This is a genomic window from Sinorhizobium arboris LMG 14919, assembly GCF_000427465.1.
Lineage (GTDB): Bacteria > Pseudomonadota > Alphaproteobacteria > Rhizobiales > Rhizobiaceae > Sinorhizobium > Sinorhizobium arboris.
In genome coordinates this window covers 582,248-604,512 of sequence record NZ_KE386497.1, presented here as the reverse complement: position 1 = coordinate 604,512, position 22,265 = coordinate 582,248, and the positions used below count along the sequence as shown (strand labels likewise).

The 22,265-nt window shown below is 60.9% G+C and carries 25 protein-coding genes and 1 pseudogene; 3 read left to right on the top strand and 23 right to left on the bottom strand.

The annotated features are described in order from the left end of the window. Positions 1-14 precede the first annotated feature (14 nt). The 10 genes from SINAR_RS0131845 to SINAR_RS0131800 all read right to left on the bottom strand — a co-directional run bounded on the left by SINAR_RS0131845 (position 15) and on the right by SINAR_RS0131800 (position 8,070). Positions 15-1,046 carry an L-idonate 5-dehydrogenase gene (locus SINAR_RS0131845; protein WP_028002781.1) on the bottom strand — a complete coding sequence of 344 codons (1,032 nt, stop codon included), beginning with the start codon at positions 1,044-1,046 and terminating at the stop codon, positions 15-17. A gap of 9 nt (positions 1,047-1,055) precedes the next feature. Further along, positions 1,056-2,003 (bottom strand): 2-hydroxyacid dehydrogenase, encoded by a 948-nt coding sequence (locus SINAR_RS0131840; RefSeq protein ID WP_028002780.1) that lies wholly within the window; start codon positions 2,001-2,003, stop codon positions 1,056-1,058. Then, positions 2,003-2,578, bottom strand: coding sequence for a gluconokinase (locus SINAR_RS01000000134445; protein ID WP_050577638.1), 576 nt, complete (start codon positions 2,576-2,578; stop codon positions 2,003-2,005). The genes SINAR_RS0131840 and SINAR_RS01000000134445 overlap by 1 nt, the downstream gene beginning before the upstream one ends. Continuing rightward, entirely contained in the window at positions 2,547-3,314 is a 768-nt protein-coding gene (locus SINAR_RS0131830; RefSeq protein ID WP_028002779.1) for an SDR family oxidoreductase, read from the bottom strand. The genes SINAR_RS01000000134445 and SINAR_RS0131830 overlap by 32 nt, the downstream gene beginning before the upstream one ends. A 76-nt stretch (positions 3,315-3,390) precedes the next feature. Continuing rightward, entirely contained in the window at positions 3,391-4,065 is a 675-nt protein-coding gene (locus SINAR_RS0131825) for a 4-carboxy-4-hydroxy-2-oxoadipate aldolase/oxaloacetate decarboxylase (RefSeq protein ID WP_028002778.1), read from the bottom strand. Between the two features lie 154 nt (positions 4,066-4,219). Then, positions 4,220-5,056, bottom strand: a complete 837-nt coding sequence (locus SINAR_RS0131820; protein ID WP_028002777.1) for an ABC transporter substrate-binding protein — start codon at positions 5,054-5,056, stop codon at positions 4,220-4,222. Positions 5,057-5,086: 30 nt separating this feature from the next. Beyond that, entirely contained in the window at positions 5,087-5,851 is a 765-nt protein-coding gene (locus SINAR_RS0131815) for an amino acid ABC transporter ATP-binding protein (RefSeq protein ID WP_028002776.1), read from the bottom strand. Beyond that, a complete protein-coding gene (locus tag SINAR_RS0131810) occupies positions 5,848-6,606 on the bottom strand; it encodes an amino acid ABC transporter permease (protein WP_028002775.1) in 759 nt (252 codons plus the stop codon). Before SINAR_RS0131810 ends, SINAR_RS0131815 begins: the two co-directional genes overlap by 4 nt. Then, entirely contained in the window at positions 6,603-7,310 is a 708-nt protein-coding gene (locus SINAR_RS0131805) for an amino acid ABC transporter permease (protein ID WP_028002774.1), read from the bottom strand. The genes SINAR_RS0131810 and SINAR_RS0131805 overlap by 4 nt, the downstream gene beginning before the upstream one ends. After that, positions 7,303-8,070 (bottom strand): SDR family oxidoreductase, encoded by a 768-nt coding sequence (locus SINAR_RS0131800; RefSeq protein ID WP_028002773.1) that lies wholly within the window; start codon positions 8,068-8,070, stop codon positions 7,303-7,305. The genes SINAR_RS0131805 and SINAR_RS0131800 overlap by 8 nt, the downstream gene beginning before the upstream one ends. A 284-nt stretch (positions 8,071-8,354) precedes the next feature. Between SINAR_RS0131800 and SINAR_RS0131795 the strand changes: the two genes are divergently transcribed. Further along, positions 8,355-9,260 carry a LysR substrate-binding domain-containing protein gene (locus tag SINAR_RS0131795; protein WP_028002772.1) on the top strand — a complete coding sequence of 302 codons (906 nt, stop codon included), beginning with the start codon at positions 8,355-8,357 and terminating at the stop codon, positions 9,258-9,260. 28 nt (positions 9,261-9,288) lie between these two features. Here the strand turns inward: SINAR_RS0131795 and SINAR_RS0131790 are convergent, their stop codons facing one another. From SINAR_RS0131790 to SINAR_RS0131750, 9 genes are all read right to left on the bottom strand, one after another. After that, positions 9,289-10,491 (bottom strand): pyridoxal phosphate-dependent aminotransferase, encoded by a 1,203-nt coding sequence (locus SINAR_RS0131790; RefSeq protein ID WP_028002771.1) that lies wholly within the window; start codon positions 10,489-10,491, stop codon positions 9,289-9,291. A gap of 55 nt (positions 10,492-10,546) precedes the next feature. Further along, positions 10,547-11,326: a 5-oxoprolinase subunit PxpA gene (locus SINAR_RS0131785; protein WP_028002770.1), complete on the bottom strand. Its 780-nt coding sequence runs from the start codon at positions 11,324-11,326 to the stop codon at positions 10,547-10,549. A 37-nt stretch (positions 11,327-11,363) separates the two neighbouring features. Then, the gene (locus tag SINAR_RS0131780; protein ID WP_028002769.1) at positions 11,364-12,362 is read right to left on the bottom strand and encodes a 5-oxoprolinase subunit C family protein; all 999 of its coding nucleotides are present in this window, start codon (positions 12,360-12,362) and stop codon (positions 11,364-11,366) included. Then, positions 12,359-13,069: a 5-oxoprolinase subunit PxpB gene (gene pxpB, locus SINAR_RS0131775; protein WP_028002768.1), complete on the bottom strand. Its 711-nt coding sequence runs from the start codon at positions 13,067-13,069 to the stop codon at positions 12,359-12,361. The genes SINAR_RS0131780 and pxpB overlap by 4 nt, the downstream gene beginning before the upstream one ends. After that, positions 13,066-13,530, bottom strand: a complete 465-nt coding sequence (locus SINAR_RS0131770; RefSeq protein ID WP_028002767.1) for a biotin/lipoyl attachment domain-containing protein — start codon at positions 13,528-13,530, stop codon at positions 13,066-13,068. The genes pxpB and SINAR_RS0131770 overlap by 4 nt, the downstream gene beginning before the upstream one ends. Next, on the bottom strand, positions 13,527-14,921 hold the full coding sequence (gene accC, locus SINAR_RS0131765) for an acetyl-CoA carboxylase biotin carboxylase subunit (RefSeq protein ID WP_050577637.1): 1,395 nt from the start codon (positions 14,919-14,921) through the stop codon (positions 13,527-13,529). Before accC ends, SINAR_RS0131770 begins: the two co-directional genes overlap by 4 nt. Further along, positions 14,918-15,358 (bottom strand): acetyl-CoA carboxylase biotin carboxyl carrier protein, encoded by a 441-nt coding sequence (locus SINAR_RS0131760; RefSeq protein WP_028002765.1) that lies wholly within the window; start codon positions 15,356-15,358, stop codon positions 14,918-14,920. Before SINAR_RS0131760 ends, accC begins: the two co-directional genes overlap by 4 nt. Before the next feature lie 325 nt (positions 15,359-15,683). Further along, a complete protein-coding gene (locus SINAR_RS0131755) occupies positions 15,684-17,186 on the bottom strand; it encodes a radical SAM family RiPP maturation amino acid epimerase (protein ID WP_050577636.1) in 1,503 nt (500 codons plus the stop codon). Positions 17,187-17,268: 82 nt separating this feature from the next. After that, positions 17,269-17,649 carry a hypothetical protein gene (locus tag SINAR_RS0131750; RefSeq protein ID WP_028002763.1) on the bottom strand — a complete coding sequence of 127 codons (381 nt, stop codon included), beginning with the start codon at positions 17,647-17,649 and terminating at the stop codon, positions 17,269-17,271. A gap of 142 nt (positions 17,650-17,791) precedes the next feature. Between SINAR_RS0131750 and SINAR_RS1000000138055 the strand changes: the two are divergent. Next, positions 17,792-18,003: pseudogene (locus SINAR_RS1000000138055) on the top strand (site-specific integrase); the annotation flags it as partial. Positions 18,004-18,452: 449 nt separating this feature from the next. Here SINAR_RS1000000138055 and SINAR_RS0131740 read toward each other — a convergent pair. From SINAR_RS0131740 to SINAR_RS0131730, 3 genes are all read right to left on the bottom strand, one after another. Beyond that, entirely contained in the window at positions 18,453-19,385 is a 933-nt protein-coding gene (locus SINAR_RS0131740; RefSeq protein WP_028002762.1) for an HNH endonuclease, read from the bottom strand. Between the two features lie 161 nt (positions 19,386-19,546). Then, on the bottom strand, positions 19,547-20,464 hold the full coding sequence (locus SINAR_RS0131735; protein WP_028002761.1) for a nucleotidyl transferase AbiEii/AbiGii toxin family protein: 918 nt from the start codon (positions 20,462-20,464) through the stop codon (positions 19,547-19,549). Beyond that, complete coding sequence (locus SINAR_RS0131730; RefSeq protein ID WP_028002760.1) at positions 20,451-21,242, bottom strand: type IV toxin-antitoxin system AbiEi family antitoxin; 792 nt, start codon at positions 21,240-21,242, stop codon at positions 20,451-20,453. The genes SINAR_RS0131735 and SINAR_RS0131730 overlap by 14 nt, the downstream gene beginning before the upstream one ends. Positions 21,243-21,370: 128 nt before the next feature. On the opposite strand from SINAR_RS0131730, the gene SINAR_RS1000000137575 reads away from it, so the two are divergent. Beyond that, positions 21,371-21,535 (top strand): DUF2188 domain-containing protein, encoded by a 165-nt coding sequence (locus tag SINAR_RS1000000137575; RefSeq protein ID WP_209439324.1) that lies wholly within the window; start codon positions 21,371-21,373, stop codon positions 21,533-21,535. Positions 21,536-21,854: 319 nt separating this feature from the next. Here SINAR_RS1000000137575 and SINAR_RS1000000137065 read toward each other — a convergent pair whose 3' ends face one another. Continuing rightward, positions 21,855-22,253, bottom strand: a complete 399-nt coding sequence (locus SINAR_RS1000000137065; protein WP_209439323.1) for a hypothetical protein — start codon at positions 22,251-22,253, stop codon at positions 21,855-21,857. Between the last annotated feature and the right edge of the window lie 12 nt (positions 22,254-22,265).

Sequence of the window (22,265 nt, the reverse complement as noted above, 5' to 3'; positions counted from 1 at the left end):
CCTCTTTCGTCGCTTCAGAAGCTCAACTGGACCTTCATCGAACGGTTGCGGTCGCCGGCCGTCTCGAAGGCTGCAACCGCCTCCTCCAGCGGGAAGACGCCGGTCAGAAGCGGCTTCAGATCGACACGTCCTGCATTGATGATATCGACGGCCAGCCCGAATTCCTCATGGAACCGGAATGTGCCTCGCATCTCGATCTCCTTCGCCACCACCAGGTTCTGCGGAATGGAAACATCACCGCCGAGGCCGAGTTGTACGAGCACCGATCGCGGCTTGAGAACTTCGAGACCGGAACGGACCGCCAGGGCATTGCCCGAGGCTTCGAACTGGACGTCGAAATGCCCCTTGTTTGCGGCGTAGGCGGTAAGTCGATCGGCGTTCTCGGCGACGTTGATCACGCGATCCGCGCCAATCGACTGCGCCTTTTCGAGAACGCCATCCATCACGTCGGTCGCAACGACCTCCCGAGCACCATGAACGCGAGCGGCAATGATCGCCAGGGCCCCGATCGGGCCACAGCCAGTGACAAGAACCCGTTTGCCGAGCAGCGAGCCTGCCCGTGCCACGGCATGCAAGGTGACGGCAAACGGCTCGGCAAGCGCCGCTTCGTTGACCGAGACGCGGTCAGCGATCTTGTGGCACTGCCACTCCTCCGCGACTAGACGCTGGCTGAACGCCCCCTGGATATGCGGCATGGGCATGGCGCTGCCGTAGAAGCGCATGTTCAGGCAATGGTTCTGTTGACCGCACTGGCAAAAAGCGCATGATCCGCAGGGCCGGCTGGGCGACACTGCCACCCGGTCGCCGACGGCGAACCTGGAAACGCCTCCGCCGAGCGCCTTGATCGTACCTGCGACCTCGTGCCCCAAAATCATCGGTTCACGCAGGCGCACCGTGCCGAAGCCGCCATGATTGTAGTAGTGCAGATCGGATCCGCAGATGCCGCCAGCTTCGATCTGGACCTCGACCTGACCAGAGCCCGGAGCCAGCTCTTCTCGCTCCTCGATCCGCAAATCCTTGGCGGCGTGAATGACGACAGCCTTCATGGGCGAACCTCAAATAACAGGCGTGATGAGCGGAGCGCCGGCGAAATGGGCGGCAAGATTGTCACGGACAAGCTGTCCCATGGCCTTGCGCGTCTCGACGGTTCCGGATGCGTGATGCGGCTGCAGCAGGACATTGTCGAGCGCGAGGAACCGCGGATTCAGCTTCGGTTCGCCCTCGAAGACGTCGAGCGCTGCTGCCCCCAACACTCCGCTTCCCAGGGCATCGAGCAGAGCTTCCTCGTCGATGTTGGAGGCCCGCGAAATATTGATCAACATTCCCTCCGGTCCGAGCGCCGCGATGACGTCGCGCGAAACGATATGCCTCGTGGCGGCGGAGGCCGCCAGCGTAACGAACAGGAAATCCGACCTCTCGGCCAGTGCAACCGGATCGGCAACGAAGGTCATGCCTTCCGCATGGGGCTTCTCGGCAACATCGCTGTACGCGATGTCCATGTCGAAACCGCGAAGGCGCTTCGCAACCTCAAAACCGATGCGGCCGAGCCCGAGCACGCCCGCCCTGCGGCCCCAGACGCGCCGTTTCAGCGGATAGAGGCCCTTCGCCGCCCAGCTTCCGTCCGTTACCCAACGTTCGGCGCCGATCATGCCGCGCGACTGGCAAAGCATCATGGCAACACCCAGATCGGCGACGTCGTTGGTCAGCACATCGGGTGTATTGGTGACGCGGATGCCTCTTTCCCGGCAGGAAGCCAGATCGACGGCGTCGTATCCAACCCCGTAAACGGAGATAATTTCGAGCTTCGGCAGATTTTGGATCAACGCCGCCGACGCGCCGAGCTCGCCCCGGGTTGCAATGGCGCGGATGTTGGGCCCATGCTCGCTGATGTAGGCGTGCCGATCCGAGGCCTCATAGATCTTGTGGACCGCGTAACGGTTTTCGAGGTCGACAAGGTCCCAGTCCGGATACGGCCCCATGAGCAAGATTTTCGGTTTCGCCATCATACTCCTCCCGTGATTTCTTCGGTGGTCGAGCGACCCCAGCGGATCGCCAGGTTGCTCATCGCCAGCGCCACGACGCGTTCCGGCGACTGATCGATTTCGATCGTCACGACGTCCGTCTCGCCCGAAGGCAATTCGAGCGTGGCGAGCTGGCTGTCGAGCAGCGACGGCGGCATATAATGGTCCTCGCGCCCGCCCATGCGCCGGGCGAGCGTCGCCCGGCTGCCCTGCAGGAAGACAAAGGTGATCGGCCGTCCGGCGACGGCGCGCAGCCGCTCCCGGTAGGAGCGCTTCAATGCGGAGCAGGACACGACGACGGGCGGTCGGCGCGCCAAGAGCCCGCCGATCTCGTCGAGCCAGGGCCAGCGGTCGGCATCCTCGAGCGGAATGCCGCGCCGCATCTTGCCGACATTCGCCGGCGAATGCAGACTATCTCCTTCGACGAACGGACAGCCGAGATAATCCGCAAGCCGTTCGCCAATCGTCGATTTGCCGCAACCCGATGCGCCCATGACGACGACCGGCCCGAAGCTGCGACCGGCATCAGAGGCTTGTGGTGATGCCGCCGTCGACATAGAGCGTGTGTCCGTTGACAAAGGAGGAAGCGCGGCTCGCCAGGAAGACCGCCGAGCCGACCAGTTCCTCGACCTCTCCCCAGCGGGCCGCAGGCGTCCGCTTTTCCAGCCACGACGTGAATTCCTGGCTGTCGACCAGCGCCTGATTCAGCGGCGTCTTGAAATAGCCCGGCGCGATGGCGTTCACCTGCAAGCCATACTTCGCCCAGTCGGTGCACATGCCGCGGGTCAGGTTCCTGACCGCGCCCTTGCTCGCCGTATAGGGGGCGATGCCCGGGCGCGCGAGTTCACTCTGAACCGAGGCGATATTGATGATCTTGCCGCCGCCGCGCGCAATCATATGTCGGGCGACGGCCTGGCCGACATAGAAGACGCTGGAGACGTTCGTCCTCAACAATTGCTCCCAGCGCTCGGCCGGGAAGTCCTCGAGCGGCGTGCGGAACTGCATGCCGGCATTGTTGATCAGGATGTCGATCGGCCCGATATCCCTCTCGATCGCGTCGACCCCGCGCTTCACCGCATCGGGGTCGGTCACGTCGAAATCCGAGACCGCAACGTCATGATCGGCCTCTTTGAGAGAGCTCGCAGCCGAGGCCAGCTTCGAACGATCGCGGCCGTTGAGAACGATGGCCGCCCCGTGCTCGGCCAGCCCGCACGCCAGCGCATAGCCAATGCCTTGCGACGAACCGGTGACGAGAGCCCGCCTGCCTGTGAGGTCAAAAAGTGGAAAAGCCATAACTTCATATTCTCCTGTGCCGTCGCGCCTGACGGCGTATGCAGCGTGCCATCGTCGAGGCGAAGCAGGCCACATGTCAGTCTTCGACGACGAGACCCTTTGCCTTCAGCACCGCTTCCAATTTGCTGACCTCGACGACCGACTTGCCGGCTTTGTATGCGGCGATGTATTCGGCCTCGGCATCCTCCCTGGCCTGCGCCAGCTTCGCCACATCGCGTGCCTCCGACCGCCGCACGACGACCAGCCCGTCCGCGTCGCCGACGATGATGTCGCCCGGATGCACGATTTCGTCGCCGATCAGGATTGGCTCGTTGGTGGCGCCGAGCGTCTCCTTGACAGTGCCCTTGATGCAGACGCTCAAGGAAAAGACCGGGAAGCCAAGCTCGCGCAATTGAAGCGTGTCTCGAACGCCCGTGTCGGTTACGAGGCCGCCGATGCCCTTCGCTAGGCAGGCGTTGGCGAGGACGTCGCCGAAAGATCCGGCCTCTTCATACTCGCCGGCGGAAACGACGATGATGTCTCCCGGCTGAGCGTAGTTGATCGCGACCTGGAGCATGATGTTGTCGCGCGGCGCGCATTTGACCGTGAAGGCAGGGCCGCAGAGTTTCATTCGGTAGTCGATCGGCTTCAACCGGGAAGACAGCGCGCCTCTGCGACCCTGCGCTTCGTGAAGGGTCGCCGGCGAAAACTTGGCGATGGCCGCGATCTCGTCCTTGCTCGGACGTTCAAACCGTTGCTTCAGTCTGATCATTGAAACTCTCCTGGGGCCGCCGGCGGCTGCCGGCATTATTTTTGATCAACGCTGCGTGCAGCGCCCGCATGCGGGGCGCGCGCACGATTGCTCGATGACGCGGCCCAAGCTCGGGCCGCATCTTGGGAAAGCGATGTTCATCGCCATTCAGTGATTACGGGATCGGCTCGAACTTCAGTTCGGTGATCGGGACGACCTTGTCCGTGCGGGTCATCTTGTACTCGGTGTTCGGTCCGAGCCATTTGTCCCAGATCTTGTTGATCTCGCCCGACTTGTCGAGCGAGACCAGGATTTCGTTGATCTTCGCGGTCAATGCCGGCTCGTCCTTCTTCATGCCGATGCCGATCGGCTGGTAGAGCATGGGCTCTTCGATCATGCGCATCTCGGCGCCCTTGGTCTTCGACTCGTTGACGATCTTGGTCGTCGTCATCGTGTTGGCGACCAGTCCCCGAGCCTTCCCCTGCTGAACGGCGAGATATGCAGAACCGGTGTCCTGGAACGTCAGCGGCTTGGACTCGTTCTTGCGGATGGCTAGTTCGGACGTCGAGCCCTTTGTCGAGGCAAGCCGGACACCGGCAAAATCGGCCTTCTTCTTGCCAGGGTCATCCGCCTTCACGATCAGCATCTCCTTGGCAAGATAATAGGGATGGCTGAACTCGATCTGCTCTGCGCGGCTCAGAGTGTAGGCAAGATTGGCCACGGCGATATCAACATGCCCAAGCTTCACCTCGGGAACGCGTGCTTCGACCGAGAGCGGCTTGATCTCGGCCTTGACGCCGAGCTCGCGGGCAATCGCGTTGCAGAGATCGACGTCGAAACCCGCCATCTCGCGCGTTTTCGGATCCGGGGCAGCGAAAGGCGGCACGTCGGAAAAGGTTCCGCAACGGATCACCTTGGCCGCGGTGATCTCCGCAAGCTTGTCTGCCTTTGCCGGACCAGCGATCGCGGTCACCACGAGCGCGACGCCCAGGGTCCATGACTTCAATTTCATTGCTCGTTCTCCTCTGGAGTTGGTTTTTGGTTAATGCCGCAGATCGCTCAGGAAGCGCTGCGCTCGCGTCGTTTGGGGGCGAGAGAAGAATTCTTCGGGCGGGGCGGACTCGACGATCTGTCCCTGATCGATGAACCAGACGCGATCCGCGACATCACGGGCAAACCCCATCTCGTGCGTGACGCACATCATAGTCATGCCGTCGGCCGCCAATCCCTTCATCACGGCGAGGACCTCGCCGACCATTTCCGGGTCGAGTGCGCTTGTCGGCTCGTCGAACAGCATCACTGGGGGCTCCATCGCCAGTGCCCGCGCGATGGCGACCCGCTGCTGCTGACCGCCCGACAACTGAGCGGGATAGGCATGGGCCTTGTCGGCCAGACCTACGCGCTCCAGAAGTTGCGTAGCCTTGGCATAGGCAACGTCGCGCGGAACGCCTTTCACCCGGATCGGCGACATCGCGATGTTGTCGATGGCCGACAGGTGAGGAAAGAGGTTGAAGCTCTGGAAAACGAAGCCGATGCGGCTGCGCAACCGGTTGAGCTCCTTGGCAGGCATCGGCCGATGGATATTGTTGCCGTCGCAGATGATCGAGCCGCTTCCGATTTCCTCCAGCCGGTTTACGGTTCGGATCAATGTCGACTTGCCTGAGCCGGACGGGCCGCAGATCACCACGACCTCGCCACGAGCCACGTCGGCATCGATCCCCTTGAGAACCTCGTAGATACCGTAGCTCTTGCGGACGCCTTTGAGCTGAATCATGGGCGAGTTGTTCGAGGACACGGTCGTGTTCATGATGGCTGATCCGTGAGAGCTGCGAGTTTGAGGGATTTTGCCGTTGGCTGCGGCGCGGTGCCAGCGCGTTTGCGGGTGATCCGGCGCTCCGTGAGCACGGCCACCCGGCTCAGTGACCAGCAGATCACGTAGTAGACCGCAGCGAGGATGAAGAAGACCTGGAACGGCTGGGTCAGCAGTTGATTGTTGATCTGGCTGGCGGCGAAGGTCAGGTCCGGCACGTTGATCACGTAGCCGAGCGTCGTGTCCTTGATCGTCGCAACGAATACCGAAATGATGCTCGGGATCACGTTGTAGAGCGCTTGAGGCAGGATGACGAAGCGCATGGCACCGAGATAGCTGTGGCCAAGCGCCCGCGCCGCCTCCATCTGGCCGTGCCCAAGTGCCACGATCCCCCCGCGCACCACCTCGCTCAGGAATGCTCCCTGATAGACGACGAGCGTCACCAGCATCGTCAGGAAGCTCGGGACATTGGCCCCCGTGACGAGCGGCACGAGGAAATATCCCCAGAGGATCAACATCAGCAGCGGCACGCCGCGTGTGAAGTAGACGAGCGCGGTTACGGGCCAGTTCAGGAATGGCGACTTTGAAAGCCGGGCAAGCGCGAGCGCAATGCTCACCGGAAAGGCGAAGGCGATCGCCAGGACCGAAAGCAGCAACGTTGCCGCGAGCCCTCCGAGCGGTCCGTTCGGATACTGCCCGATGAGCAGCAGCAGCCAATAGTCGCGGATGATGGCGATGATGTCGCTGATCATGCTCGGCCGCTCCTGACTGGGTCCGCTCTGCGGGCGGTATAGGCGCCGAGCGCCATGATCATCAGCGAGAAGACGAGGTAGAGGACGGTGACAAGCAGGTAGCTCTCGAAGGTGCGGAAGCTTAAGTTCTCGATCTCCTTGACCGCGTAGGTAAGCTCCGCCACGCCGATCGCGACGGCAAGGCTGCTGTTCTTGAAGAGAGAGACGCTGTGGTTGATCAGCGCCGGCAGCGCGTTTCGGCTCCCTTGCGGTACCATCACGAAGCGCATGGCCGAAACGTAGCTGTGGCCGAGAGCGCGGGCCGCCTCCATCTGGCCGGGGCTCACCGCCCGCATGCCGGAGCGAAGGTCCTCGCTGAAATAGGCCGCCTGGCAGAGGCCTAGCGCGATCACTGCGAAGATCGCCTCTGCATTGTGGTCGTTCAGCCAGAAGGTGACCGGGTCCGGCATCAGCGTGAAGATGCCGAAATACCAGAGCAGGAGCTGCACCAGCGTCGGGACGTTGCGGTGATAGGAGACGTAAGCCGTGACGAACGCATTGCCGACCGGACCGGGCGCGTAGCGGAGGCCGAGCAGAAGCAGTGCAAGTGTCATTGCGAGAACCCAGGAGCCGATCGCCACGATGAAGGTCATCTTGATGCCCAGGAGCAGCATCGACACGTATTCGGGATTGCCCAGGATCTCAGAGAGGTCGAAGCTACTCACGCCTTGATCCCCGCTCCGGAGACTGCGGTTTTGCCGTCTGCAGGCCGCCCATCACCTGAAGTGTCGGCGTGATCTCCATATGACCTATGTTGACGGCGACCGGCGCAGCGATCGCAAAGGCTATGGCATTGGCGATGTCCTTTGCTTCGGGGAGCTCAAAGCCATCGATGAAGCGTTCGCGGATCTCCGGGCTGTCGCCATGGACATGCGCGAATATATCGGTTGCCACCCGCCCGGGGCAGATTTCCGTAACACGCACGCGCTTGCCGAAGGCATCGATGCGCAACTGGTTTGAGAGCATGCGCACGCCGGCTTTCGTCGCGTGATAGGTAGAATTTCCCCCGAAATTGTAGGCGCCCGCGATCGAGGAGATGTTGACGACATGGCCGCGATCACGCGCAACCATTCCGGGGACCACCATCCTGCAAAGGTGAAGAACCGCCCGAAGATTGACATCGATGAGGAGATCGATGTCGCCATCCTCCGCTTCGAGGAACTTCTTAGGGCGGTCGACGCCGGCATTGTTGACGAGAATGTCGAACTCGACGCGACTCGTGAGATCCGCAAGCGCCGCCCTATCCGTGACGTCGATCCCATGCGCCACACAACCGGTGCGCTCCGCGAGCTTGCGCAACGGCTCCGCACTGCGCGCGATTGCGTGCACTTCAAGCCCTTCGGCGCAAAAGCGCTCGACGACTGCGGCTCCAATTCCAGAGGAAGCACCGGTGACAAGGGCGGTTCTGTAATCGGAAAATGGCATCAGCGATCCCCTTTTGTTTCGGGAACATTAGCTGACCTTTCGAGCGCGCGATAATTCCGATTATCTTTGGAGGGATAAGCCTATCTTATGAAGGCGACGACTGCCTTCTATCGGATTGATTTCACTCGGGTAATTTGTATCGTCGCCGCACGGCGGACCAGCTTCCTTCGACCTGAGCCTCGCATTTCTCCCCCAAGTTTGGCTTGGGAAAGAAGGCGTTACAAGCTAACAGCCAGGTTGTAGTATTCGGATCCACTACAGCAACAGTGAGCGCAATTTCATCAATGGATATCAGGCGTTTCAAATCGTTTGTCGTGATCGTCGATACGGGCAGCATTACGAGAGCCGCGGATATCCTCCACATCGCACAGCCTGCGCTCAGCCAGCAGCTAGCCGCCTTGGAGGAGCACTTCGGGACGAAGCTGCTCACGAGAAGCCAGCAGGGTGTCGTCATGACGGACGCGGGCGCTCAGGTCTATCGCCACGCTCAGATCATCCTGCGGCAGATGGAGCAGGCGCATGCCGACGTCGCGGCTGCGGGAAAACACCTTGCCGGCCGCGTTTCCGTTGGACTGACGCCATTCAGCAGCGCAGCGACCCTGTCGTTCGAACTTCTTGCGGAAACAAGGCGGCGTTATCCCGGCATCGTGCTTCACCTCACCGAGAGCGTCGGGCAGACCTACAGCCAGATGCTGATGAACAATCGACTAGAAATCGCATTGATCCACGGTGCCGGTCCGATGAAGGGCCTGCGGTTCGAACCGCTTCTCAGGGAGGATTTCTACCTCGTCGCGCACCAGAAGTTCGGTATCGAGGCCGGCGATACACCTGTTCCGATTTCGGCGCTCGAACCGCTGCCTTTTTTGATGCCGCCGGCCTACAACTTCGTGCGACGCGCGGTGGAGACCGCTTTCGCGAGAAGCCGGGCGGATTTGACGGTGATCGGGGAGGTCGAGGTTATCCGGACGCTGACGCGAGCGGTGGGGAGTGGTCTCGGTGCGACGGTCATGCCGAAGGCCGTGGCGGATCGTATTGTCGCGGAAGGGGCGGGCCCGACCATCTGCCGGAGCATCTCACCGAAAATCGAAGAGACACTCTCTCTGTGCGTGTCGGAATACGCACCGCTGTCGGAGCCCGCCATAGCGGTGCAGGCGTTGCTGCGCGAACTGACGGAGCGGCTGAAGCAGTAAGCGCCGGAACCGCTCAAGCTCCCACATCTTACCTAAGATCACTGCAGAACTGCGCGATCCGATCGCAGCCGTCCGCAAGTTTCTCCATGCTGGTCGCGTAGGATATGCGGAAGAACGGGCTCATGCCGTAGGCTGCGCCCTGCACGGTCGCGACGTGCTGCTCATCGATGAGCGCCATGACGAAGTCCGTGTCGGTTTCGATCCTGCGCCCCGACTTGCTCGTCCTGCCGATCAGCCCCGCGATGCTCGGAAAGAGATAGAAAGCGCCCTCCGGCCTATGGCAGGTCAGGCCCTCGATGCCGGCGAGCCTGTCGAGCACGAAATCACGTCGCCGGCGATAGATCGCGGCGCGCTCCTTCAAGAGATCCTGCGGTCCGTCGAGCACTGCCACCGCCGCGGCCTGGGTGATCGTCGAGGTGCCGCCGCTGTTTTGGCCGTTGACGTTGCTTATTCCGGAAATGAGAAACTTCGGCCCGCCACAGAATCCCAGCCGCCAGCCCGTCATCGCGTAAGCTTTGGAGGCACCATTGACCGTGAGGACTCGGTCGTAGAGCCGCGGCTCCACCTCGGCGATCGTGCAGAACTCGAAGTCGTCATAGACGAGATGCTCGTACATGTCGTCGGTCATGATCCACACGTCAGGATGACGCAGCATGACCTCGGCAATCGCCACCATCTCCTTGCGGGAGCAGGCGGCGCCGGTCGGATTGTTGGGAAAGTTGAGGAACAGCCATTTCGTCCGCGGGGTAATGGCCGCTTCCAGGTCATCGGCGCTGAGCTTGAAGCCGTTCTCCTGGCCGCATGCGACGGAAACCGGCACGCCCCCTGCGAAACGAACGATGTCGGCATAGCTGATCCATGCCGGGGACGGAATGACGACCTCGTCCCCCGGATTGCAGGTTGCAAGGACCGCATTGAAGATCACCTGCTTGCCGCCACCGGAGACGAGAATCTGGCTGGGCTCGTAATCGAGATTGTTGTCGCGCTTGAATTTGCGGGCGATGGCCGCCTTGAGGGCCGGCGTACCGTCGAGCGGCGGATATTTGGTGTCTCCCGCCAAGGCCGCGGCATGGGCGGCCTCGATTGCATGCGGCGGCGTCGCGAAATCCGGTTCGCCTGAGGACAGAGAAACGACGTCGATGCCCCGCGACGCGAGGTCACGGGCACGCTGCGTCATCGCGGCAGACGCGGATACGGAGACATTCTTGAGACGGTCAGCAAGAGTCGGCATGGATTTCTCGTCTTTCAGCTTCGTTGACGATGTCAGATTTCCTCACGCCGAAAAGTCAGCGTGGATTTGACGCGAGGACTTCACGGGCGGGCGCGATCGTCGCTCCGGCAGCCTCGATCTCACTGCGGACGATGCGGGCAAGCTCGAGCGAACCCGGCGTATCGCTGTGGACGAGGATCGAGCGGGCGCGAACCGTAATCACCTGGTTGTCGATCGTGGTTACCGTCCCACTTTCGAGGAACTGCCGCACCCGAGCACGAACCGCTGCCTCTTCTTTCAGGACGGCGTTCGGCAATTTGCGCGAAACGAGCTGTCCATTGGAATCATAGGCCCGGTCTGCCAGGAAGAGCGTGAGGGTTCTCAACCCGGCACGGGTGGCCGCTCTTTCTATTTCGGTATCGGGCATGGAGAAGACGATGAGCTCGGGGTCCACCGATCTGATGGCTTGCATGATCAGGTCGGCAAGCGCGGCATCGCGGTTGATCATGTTGCCCATCGCCGCGTGGAACCCGATATGCGCGACCGGGACTCCTTCGGCCTTGGCGATCGCGGTCAACGCCCCTAGCTGGTAAAGGACCTGCTGGCGCATCTCATCCGCCTCGACAGGCATTTCCCTGCGCCCGAAACCGAGCCGGTCGGGGAAACCCGGATGAGCGCCGACGCCGACCCCGCGGGCCTTTGCCAGCCTCACCATCCGCGCCATCGTATCCGGGTCGCCGGCGTGAAAACCGCATGCGATGTTCGCCGACGATACCACGTCCATGAGCGCTTCGTCGTCGCAGAGCCGGTAGGGTCCGAAGCCCTCCCCCATGTCCGAATTCAGGTCGATCTTCATCCTTGCCTCTTCTGTCTTGGCTTTCTCAGCGCACGAACTATCGGCGTGACATCGCCGCCAATGCCTGGGTGAGCATGGGCAGCGTGCGACGAATATCGTCGAGATAGGCCTGTACCGCCCGCTCTGCGCCGCGCGCCTCGGCGACGCTCGATTGGACAAACCGGATGCGGCTGCCGATCCGCGCCTGGCCCAGCCGCCAAAGGTCGACGTCGATAACGCCCGCTATTTTGGGATAGCCCCCGGCGGTGTTGGCATCGCTCATCTGGATGATCGGCTCGCCCGACGGCGGCATTTGCACGACTCCGGGAACAACGCCGTGCGAACGCAACTCAACGGGAGAGGCAAGCCTGATGGGCTCCCCCGAGAGCCGGTACCCTGTACGGTCGCTTTGCGAGGAGATCTTCCACGTCTGCGACCAGAAGCGTTCGGCCTCGGCACCGAAGAGAACGTATTCCCCGGCGGGAATGGCTCGCACCAGAAGCGTGCCGTCCTCTGAAGCCGGAAAGTGTTCGGCAAGCGCGGCCGCCGGCGGCAGGGCCCCGAAGCCGCCCGGCGGTACAGCACATGCAAGCGCACCGCCAATTGCCAGTCGGTCATTCGCCGCTAGGAAGCGGCCCTCGAGCCCGCCGAACCCGCCGCGAAGAGACGTGCTACGCGATCCCATCACCGGCTCGACGTCGATCCCGCCGGCAAAGCTCAGGTAGGCGCGTGCGGAGCGCCGTGGCGCCTCGAGTTCAAGCACCTGTCCGCTTGAAACGGGAAGTGCCCACCAGGGCGGGAGCCGCCGTCCATCCACGCGCGCATCGCAATCCGCGCCGGTAATCGCGACTGTCATGTCCCTCTCGAATCGAAGGCGAAACGGAAAGGTCTGGACTTCGACAACGGCCTCCCCTTCATCGTTGCCGACAAGCAGGTTGCCCACCATCAGGGCAAGCCGGTCCATCGCGCCGCTTGAGGTCACGCCCGCGTTGCGGAAACCGAAACGGCCGAGGTCCTGCACCGTGTTCAGGGGACCGGTTTGAAGAACTTCGATCACAGTTCGATCCTCTCGGGAAGGAAGCGGACCCGATCACCGGGAGCGAGCAGCGCCGGCGGCGTCTTCGCCGGGTCGAACAGTTGCATTTCGGCGAAGCCGATCGAATTCCAACCGTTTGGTCCCGTCAGAACCGAGACGCCCGTCTGCATGCCGCCGATCGTGACCGTTCCCTTGAGCATCCTGAGGGACGGCACGGTCTTGCGCGGCATGTAGATACGTGGATCGAGCCCGTGCAGGTATCCAAAGCCGGGCGCGCTTCCCAGTGCGACAACCGTGTAGTTGCCCTGCCAGTGCAGCCGCACGATCTCTCGATCGCTCAGTCCCGAATAATCGCAAACGGCCGCAAGGTCCGTTGCATGCTCGCCGCCGTAGGTGACTGGGATTTCGACCGTCTTTCCGGTCAGGTCGACACTGCGCGCGCAATTCCATTCGTGCCTCAGACGAGCCTGCAATTGCTCCGGTTCCTCAGGCGTCTGCTTGAGGATCACGAGCAGGTTCGTGACTCCGGGAACGATTTCCCGAACCTCGGGCCAGGTCTCGACCGCATGCGACAGGGCCCAGATGCGCCTTTGTGTCGGGAGGTCGAACCCCCCCGGCGCCTCTATGAGGTAGGCGCCCGTGCCGATCATGGAGATCTTCGGCTCGTCGGCGGTGACCGCCGAGATCGTTGCGGGCGTCGGGAGAGCTTTGCCTTGCATGAAACTCATTGTGCGGGCTCAATCAGAAAAACGGTGTCGCCATATCCGACGAGGTCGCCGGACTCGACTGTGCAGGCCCCCAGTGTCCCCGCCTCTTCGGCGTGGATCGGCATGATGAGCGGCCCAACGCTGACGAAGCCGAGGATTTGCTCTGGCCGGACGGAAGCACCGATGGCCGCTTCGGCGGCATGGCGCGCCGGATGCACGGAGAGGAAGTGCCCTGCGATCGGTGCCTTGGCGGGGCTCACACTGGGAGGCTCCGTCGGACCCAACACAGGCCGATCCATGCCGGCGCCATGCGAGGCGGCGTCCTCCCCGGCCACGATCCGGACGAGCCGGCCGCCTTCCGTCTCGATCTCGATCGATCTCACACCGGCGTTTTCGAGCCAGAGCGCGATCTCCTCCAGCGTCGCCGGATCCAGTACTTGCTCGGCGAGCGATCCGCTCTTTCGCTTACGAGCCTTCGTCATTTTTTTCGCTCGCCCAACCACTTCTCAAGATAATGGATATCGGTCTCGCCAGCGCAGAACGCAGGGTCCTCGAAAAGCTCCTGATGGAGCCGAAGATTGGTCGAGATCCCGTCGATTCTGGTGTCCGCCAACGCCACCCGCATGCGGCGAATGGCCTGATCTCGCGTCGGCGCGTGGACGATCAGTTTGGCGATCAGGGAATCGTAGTGCGGCGACACCTTGTAGCCCGTCGTCACATGGCTATCGACGCGGACGCCAGGACCTCCCGAAAACTCAGCGGCGGTGATCCGGCCGGGTGACGGTGCGAAGGTGAACGGATCTTCAGCATTGATCCGGCATTCGAAGGAATGGCCATGTGCTGCCACATCGACTTGTGAAATCGTCAATGGCAGCCCCTGGGCAACGCGAAGCTGTTCACGCACGATATCAATGCCCGAAGTCATCTCCGTTACCGGGTGCTCGACCTGAAGGCGCGTGTTCATTTCGATGAAGTAGAACTCGCCGTCCTCATATAGAAACTCGAAGGTACCAGCCCCCCGATAACCGATCTGGCGGCACGCATTGGCGCAACGTTCACCCACCGCAGCGACGATTTCCGCGGGGATGCCGGGTGCAGGTGCCTCCTCGACCACTTTCTGGTGGCGTCGTTGCATCGAGCAGTCTCGGTGGCCGAGCCACACGGCATTGCCGTGCTCGTCGCAAAGCACCTGAATTTCGATGTGGCGTGGATGCTCGAGGAATTTCTCCATGTAGAGCTCCGGCCTGCCGAATGCCCTTCGAGCCTCCTCCCGGGTGACCGACACGGCATCGCTGAGCGCCGAGGGATTGTGCACGACGCGCATGCCCCTGCCGCCACCGCCGCCCGCCGCCTTCACGATCACCGGATATCCTATGGCGTCGGCAATGGTCTCGATCGATCTGATGTCTTCTGGAAGAACCGCATCCGGACCGGGCACGCACGGAACACCCGCTTCGATCATTGCCCTTTTGGCAGCGATCTTGTCGCCCATCGTGCGGATCGCCGAGGCGGGTGGTCCTATGAAGATGAGACCCGCGCGCTCGACGGCTTCGGCGAAAGCCGCGTTCTCCGAAAGAAATCCGTAGCCCGGGTGAATAGCGCCGGCGCCGGTCGCCCGCGCGGCAAGCAGGACCGCAGCCTGGTTGAGATAACTTTGACCTGGAGCAGCGGGCCCGATGCAAACAAAATCGTCGGCCGTCTTCCGATAGGGCGCGTCCCGATCGGCGTCGGAACAGATCATGACAGTACGCAGGCCCAGCTCACGGCATGCGCGTTGAACACGCATCGCGATCTCGCCGCGATTGGCGATCAGCACCCTCTCGAACCGAAGTCCGCTTTCCCCATGGCACCGCATCTGAACGGGTGACATCATCCGATCTCCATCAGCGGCTGTCCCGCTTCCACGTCCTCACCATCGTTCGCGAAAATGCGGGTAATCGGCCCGGCCCTGTGCGCAGATACGGTGTTGAAGACCTTCATCGCCTCGACGATGCAGAGGCTCTGCCCCACCTCGACGACGTCTCCCAACTCGACGAAGGCGGGCGCGCCGGGATTGGGCGATCGATGCAGGACGCCAAATACGGGCGCCACGACAATTTGGCCGTCGGACGTCCGATTTTGCCGCCTATCGTCCTTGTCAGCAGCGATCGCCTCTGCTTGGCGGCTGCCTTTCGGAATTGGGTTTGATGAGTTTCTTTTGAACGAGCCACTCGATATCCGAATGGTGACACCGTCCTCGCTCACCATCAATTCGGAAACGCGCGAACGGCCGACAAATTCAATAAGCGTTCTGATCGTTTCCAGATCCATCCCGTTCCCACCCACTCATCGCTTTCGAGCCATCTTCCAGATGACCATTCAGATCGGTGGCCGATTAGGCCAACGATCAAACGAAGCGACTGGGATAGTTACACGACGGCTCAATTGATGGGGGCACACAAAGTTTCTATGGCAGTGCCCTGGCGCGGTGGTGCGCACAAAGAGGCAGTTGTCCGCCCCAGGACGGGTTCCCGGCGATGGACTTTTGCGCACAGACGGGAACATTCCTCGCTTTGAGACTTGAGGCACACCTGGGGGTGCAGACGCCTGAGCGTGCGCTCGCCCATTTTTGAGATCGCGCGGAGCTCCAGGGATATCAGACCCATTCGATGCTGCCCGTCATCTCGTTGCTTGTCTGCCAAGCAAAGCGGTCGTCGAGGTCCTCTTCGATCACCCCGGCCGCGTATAACTGATCGAGGAGGTCGGCGACTGCGAGCACGCTGGTTCCGTCCGTCGTGACCCGCATAACCAGCTCGGAGGCTGTGCAGTTACCACATGCGATCAGATCGCCAATGGAAATCGGAGCGACGTCGTCGAGCACTCGGTGTTCCCTGCTGCGTGAGCGGAGATCGAAGTACCGGTTCCCTGCTTTGTATTGCAGGTCCCTGCGGAAGCGGAGCGGCAGGTCGGGGGCGGGGCTCTCGAGCATGTGCTGATCGATCATGCTCTGTAGTCCTTCACGGAACTCGTCACGCGTCCTGAAGAAACATTGACCCACGATGCGGTACCCGAGAGGCCAGCGTTCGCTACCCGGTACCGGCGTCACCAGTTGAATACGTCCCTTCGGTATATTTACGAGGAAGCCGGAAACACAGGCGATCGTCGACGGAGAGCCTTCCGGCAAAGCGACCCCGAGCTTCTTCTTCCGCCCGCGCGCGCGCCCGGTGAAAGCCTTTGCCGTCGGCCCCTCTTTGCCCTGCAGGATCAGTTCGACCCCCATCAGCTCCTCAGGCGAAAACGCCATGTGAATCTGATTGAGATGTTCCGTGCTCAGCACTGAGAAACGATTCGTCGTAGTGCCATAAAGGTCGAAGAGCCCGAGCACGCGCCTGGTGAGTGCCTTATCCTTGAGCGGTGCGGCCGTCGTTGTTTGCGGCAATGCGCCCGTGATCTGATAATAGTCGAACAGAAAGTGGTCGTAGTGTGGGTTGTCCATAGGCTCTGTGGCCCAGTAGCAGAAGCCAGTACGGGCTGCCGAACCAAACATCTCGCTCGCGACACCAACCACGCCCCGCCAAAGCTCTGCATGCTCTTTGCTGTAGTCATAATAGCCTTTGAAGCGATCGGCCGAGAGGCCACAGAACCAGCAACCGACGCTGCAGCCTTCGCTCAGCTCGAAAGCGAGGATGGGGTGCGTGATCGACGGCGCCGATCCGCCCAATTCGTCGTTACAGCGCCGGATTTGGCGTTCGCGCCAGGCATGAAAGCGAGGGCTGATGATTGACATTTCGCCTTGGTCTCGCAGGAGGTCGCGATGGCGCAACACTGCGCGCATATAATCGTCCCACATCATAGCCAGCGGCCACGGGGCCGACTCCGGCGTGAAGCGGTATTTCAGGTAGTCACCACGCCAGAGCGGTAGCATCTCCGCTGGATCAACTTCGATGCCGTAGCGCTCTGTTACCGCCCGAGGGGCGTCGACGTTCTCTGAAAGAGCCGTACGGAACTTCATGTCACCAGCCAGCCGCTCCATGAAGCGCTTTACGTGTGACAACGTGCGCCGTTGCTCCGGCGTGCGCCGCTCAAAGATCTGTCGCCAATGTTCGTCCTGAGAGTGCAGGTGAGTCCTTGTAGCCGCATCTTGTAGGCCTGATGGCATGATCTCATCCGACGAGGTTTGCTTTCATGTTCTCTTCGCACCGGACCGTCCCGGCCAATGCGGTCAGAGCTAGGAAATTCCGTCAGGTCGCGACCACAACAACAACTACAACAAGTAGGACGACCGCGGCGAAGCTAGTGCCCTTTTCCGCGACTTGCACAAGGCTCGTGGGTACATCGGTAGCGTTATTGGCCAAGGCATTAGTCTGTACAAGGCTGGTCAATGCCGCACGGCTCGAACCACGCTTGCGACCCGCGATCGCGTCGAGCTTCTTGCTAGGTGACTTCTGTCGGCTGTTCAAACGGATGTAACTTTGAACCTCGTCGAGCGTGATGTTGTAGTTCAGGCTCTTTCCTATCGCTACAATCGATGCAAGGCCTGTAGCCCTTGGTTTGAGGTCTTCAAGCAGACTGCCTTCTTTTCCTAAATCGTTGACGAATCGCTCTACGTCAGTTCGCGGCATAGCAAATTTCCTCTTTGCTCAATGGTGTCAAACTATCGTCTCGCTCTCGCAAGCGATCGGATGAAGCCGTGAACAAGCAAGCACCGTACCAACCTGAAAATTTCTGATTTTGCGCGTGGTCTGACCGTACTTATCGGACTTGCTCTATCGCTGGCTCGAATGCCCCACACGCCCGTCCATCCGCCTTACACGCGCGCCGTCAGAATTCTCATGCTGACTGGACAGCGCGTCGAGGAGATCGCGCGCCTACATTTCGATCAATGGGATGCCAAGGAACGCATCACAGATTGGTCGACGACGAAGAATGGCAAACCGCATGCCATTCCTGTGCCTGAGATCGCGGCGGAGCTAGTCACTTGTGCAAGTCGAACGGCACACTAGAGGCAACCCGGGCGTACGTCCTTCTGAGGACGTGTCCAAGGCCGAACTCGCCGTCACAATTGTCGCAGTACCAGAACAGCTTCCATTCGTGCCAGTCAACAACCACGCCCTCTTGAGATTTGTGCATGAACCGTACGTTGATCGTCATACCAGACGCGCGCGCCAGTTCGCGGATAGACGGTCCGGACACTGAGCAAATGTCTCATGGAAGCCGGCTTGAATATTCCTCGCTGGGGGTTGATCAGCGGAACTCGCTGCCCGTCTATAAGGAATCCCGCCCGTAAATCGTCTGCTGTGATTACCCCACCAGCGCTCGCACGTTTGATATGTTCGACGGCTGCCAATCGAATGCGCGTATCTATCGGAGCTTCACTCATGGCGTCGTCCAGTCGGCAGCAAAAGCCCGGTTATGAGAGAAGCGTTCATCCCAGATACCGATGCTCTCGATGCCACGACAACGCGTCGACTGATGGCGCAGCATGTCGGTTCTTGGGAGGGCGAATGGGCGTTCCCTGAAGATCATAGTAGTGTCGACCGTTATCGAAGTCAGCTTTCAGACGGCCACTGACCTCGAACCGACCATCCGGCGAGACTGTGACGTATCCCAGGTCAAAAAGCCGGTGGATGTCAGTGCGAAGGAGCAAACCGTTCGAAGCCGCGTGCTCTCCACCGGCCTCGAAAGCACGGATGTGGGCGGCATCCAAAATCGGCAGGGTCTTTTCACCCGAGACAGCACAACGGCGTTCATAGCTATCGGTGATCGTCAGGCGAAACGCGCCCTGCCCTAATCTCGGCTTGATCAGCGTCGGCTTGCCGAAGCGCTCAGCTATGACCGGCTCTGTATGTCGAATCTCAGGAACCGAGTTCAATCGCTCTGTGACTGCGGACCATAGATATTGCCCATCCCCTTCCTCCGCGCTGAATCCCTTGCCGGTCACGATGTTTGGCGACCAGCTAGCTGGAATAGGCAGCCAGAGTTCTTTCGGCCAAAAGAACGGCTGGGTCAGTATCCGACAACCGATGACGGGATCCTGTCGATCGTCCAGGGCAATCGGATCGCGGCGATAGCTCGCAATTCGCGCCCGCATTTCAGAGCGACTGGAAACGCCGTTCTTAAGGCCAAAGGCTTCCCAGGCCAGAGACAGTGGCGCGATTGACGCGTGACCGAAAATGCCGCCGCCAACGATGAAGTTGTTTGGCGCATGCAGCTTGAAGAGGAATAGTTCGCCGGGCTGAAGCGCGCGAAACTGCGTCGTCCCGCTGGGTTGCCAAAAATTGACTTCGTCATGAGGAACAGAGGCGCTCAACTGATCGAACCAGGCCTTGTCCGTAACGCCGACGAAGAGGCGAACCATGGCCTAGCCTCTCAGCTCGGCTGTGTTTTGAAGCGCCGACGTTCTGGCAATCCACATTGCCAGCGCCACAGCCCGAGAGCCAACTACTGCGGAGCATAGCTTGCAGATCGTCGTCGTCTTGTTCCTTTTCACTTCGGCGTTCCTCACGCGTCCACCGTGTCTCATGTCGCGAGCACCCGCCTGAGATCCGACAACAGCTTTTCTCGTCGGCCCTCCGAAAGTTCGGCCAAGTTGTCGACCTTCCAGCGCACCGCCGGCAAGTCCGCGGCTCCAGGCACTCCTAGCAAGTCCCACTCTGGCTCGCCGGCCTTGAAGGAGAGAAGAAAGCGCCGGTGCTCGGCAGGCATCTTGCCAACGACCTCGGCGATTAAAGCTTCACGAGCATCGTACAACGCCTCCAGGGTCACGGGCTCTTCCGTCATTCCGGCAAACCCAGCCTCGAACTCCTGCCGCAGGTCTTTGCGCGTCGGCGCCAAAACCTCCGCCATCGGCCTATTGTGGCTCAGCATGTATACAATGAAGGCGCGCCGTAGCTCATCGGATATACCCTCATTCGCGAGCAGATATCTGACATCGAACAGATCTCGCGGGTGCTGCCGATCCAAGGCGGCGACGATCTTGCCGGCGTAGAGGTCCGGGAAGGACACAACAGGCACCTCGGCATAGCCGAAGAGCTCTTCGACCCGGTCGCAAACTGCCCGTGTCTCGGGAGAGTAGACGCAGCCACGAATGACAGGTGTCACCTCGATCTTGATCTGCACACCGTCGGAGGTAACCAGCACCTTTGTTGCAGCGCCTTCGCTGTGCAGCGGCACGACCTGGGTGCGGCTGCGCGGTACATTCTCCCCTATTCGAGCAGCAATCCGTCGTATGGCAGCGTCAATGTTGGCGAGAGAAGTCGCGCGATCCTCGACCGGCAGATAGGTCAGATCGATATCGACCGACAGGCGTGGAAGGTCTCTAACGAAAAGATTGATGGCCGTGCCACCCTTCAATGCAAAGACATTCTCCTCTGCAACGAGCGGCAGAACTCGAACGAGGAGGCTGACTTGCGCGCGATAAGCTTCAGACGCCGGCATCGAGTGTCTCCGGCACAGTGATCTGATACTTGCTGTCCAGCCGACCGCCGACCACGATCTGGCGCTTACCACGACCGAGGTCGATACGTTTGAGATCGAGCCGGCCGAACCATGGATGGGCGTGTCGCTCGGCGAACCAGAGAAACAGCCTCTTCACCTTCACGCTGCGGCACGCTTCCAGCACGGCCTGAACCCGCTTCGGACTTAGAATGCGAACCGACTCCATTAGAACATCCGCTTGATGGAAGGTCTCCTGGGAAGGGAGAAGGTCAAGAAGCTCGCAAAATGCTCGCTCCGGCGCGGAGACGTCGAGCTCCCATCCCCAATGTCCCCATGCCATGCGCGTCCTTCCAGGTGCGTCGGCATCGAAGAGCTTGTCTGCCTTATGTTCGACGAACTGAGCGTCGGTCGGTATCCGCTGGACCCAGCCAGGCAGACTTCCATAGGCATAGAGGTGTATTTCTGGCTTGCCAGAAAAGCGGAGGTAGTGCGTCAAGCCTTGTAGCTCGAGGGCACTGCGGCCGCCGACGTGCACGGATTTGTCCAGAAGTCGCTGGAGCGAGATGATCACGCGCTGCCAGGCTATCGCCTGATCAACGTTGCCTGTCGGTCGCTGATAGACGCCACGAACGACACCTTCGAGCCAGCCCTGCGCCACGTACTTTTCGCGCCACTGCCGACGGTAGCCGTGTTTTTCCAGCCAAGCGGTGTCAACCACCAGCCCCTCGGGGAGCAGGCGACGAAGTTGGTTTATCTTTTCGTTCTTTTGACCTACCATTAGTGGGTGAAAATAGCACGAGTCCAAACCGCGGGACAAGTTCGGGAATTCGCATTTTCGACCCATCAATGGTAGGCATAAAAGCGCAATATTCAAACCACCAAGACACAACAGGCCTGGAGGAGGAAATGGCCAAGCTGCCGAAATTCACGCTTACGCACAATGAGAAGAAGGATCGGTGGGACCTGACCAAAGACGGCGCCAGCCGTCCCACGACGACCTTCGCCACCAAAGCCGAGGCCACCAAGGTGCCGCGCTCGAGAAGGCTGTCGGCAAGGCCGGCGGATCGGTGAAAATTCAGAAGGTCAATGGCGACTTCCAGGAGGAACGGACATATCCGCGTGCCTCCGACCCCAAAAAAATCACCGGGCTAATTCGTGTCCGTCTATCGTACATCGGTGAGAGCAAACAGCATAACCCGGACCATTAACGCAGTCGTAGCCGATCTTCCACCGGCCCAGCAGGAGGAAATCGCGAGGCGATATCACGCGTTGCGTCAAGTTTTGGCGCCCCCGCAGCGCGACAAGGCGCCAGACAACCTGCCGACCGGCGAAGGTACGGGTTCTCGCCTGCGCCGCCATTAATCTATTGGGACTTCCACACCCTCACCACCTACCACCGCGAGGGCGGGAAGCCGTGATCGTCATCGTCACCAAATAGCTGCTCCGCCTCAAAGCGACCCTCGATCGCCTGCGGGGACAGGCGAGCCTCGCGCTGCGCCAAGTGCTCTCTGGTCCAAGGCAGAAACGCTGACAATCTGGGGCTCGGTTCGGCCGGAACCTTCTCGGTGAGCATGGAGATGAGACGACGGAGCCGTTCCAGTTCGTCAAGTTCGGAGAGAATCGCCGCCAGTCCGGCGGTACGGCGATCCTCAACATGTTTGATACGCGCTACCAGTTCGCGGCGACGACGCTCTTCCTCGATCTTTCGCTGCTCTGCTTCTCGCCTGAGCCGATCTTCAGTTTTCGCTGCAGCAAGCACCGCAAGGCCGACAGCGATGTCACTGGCCATATTCTCGAGTCG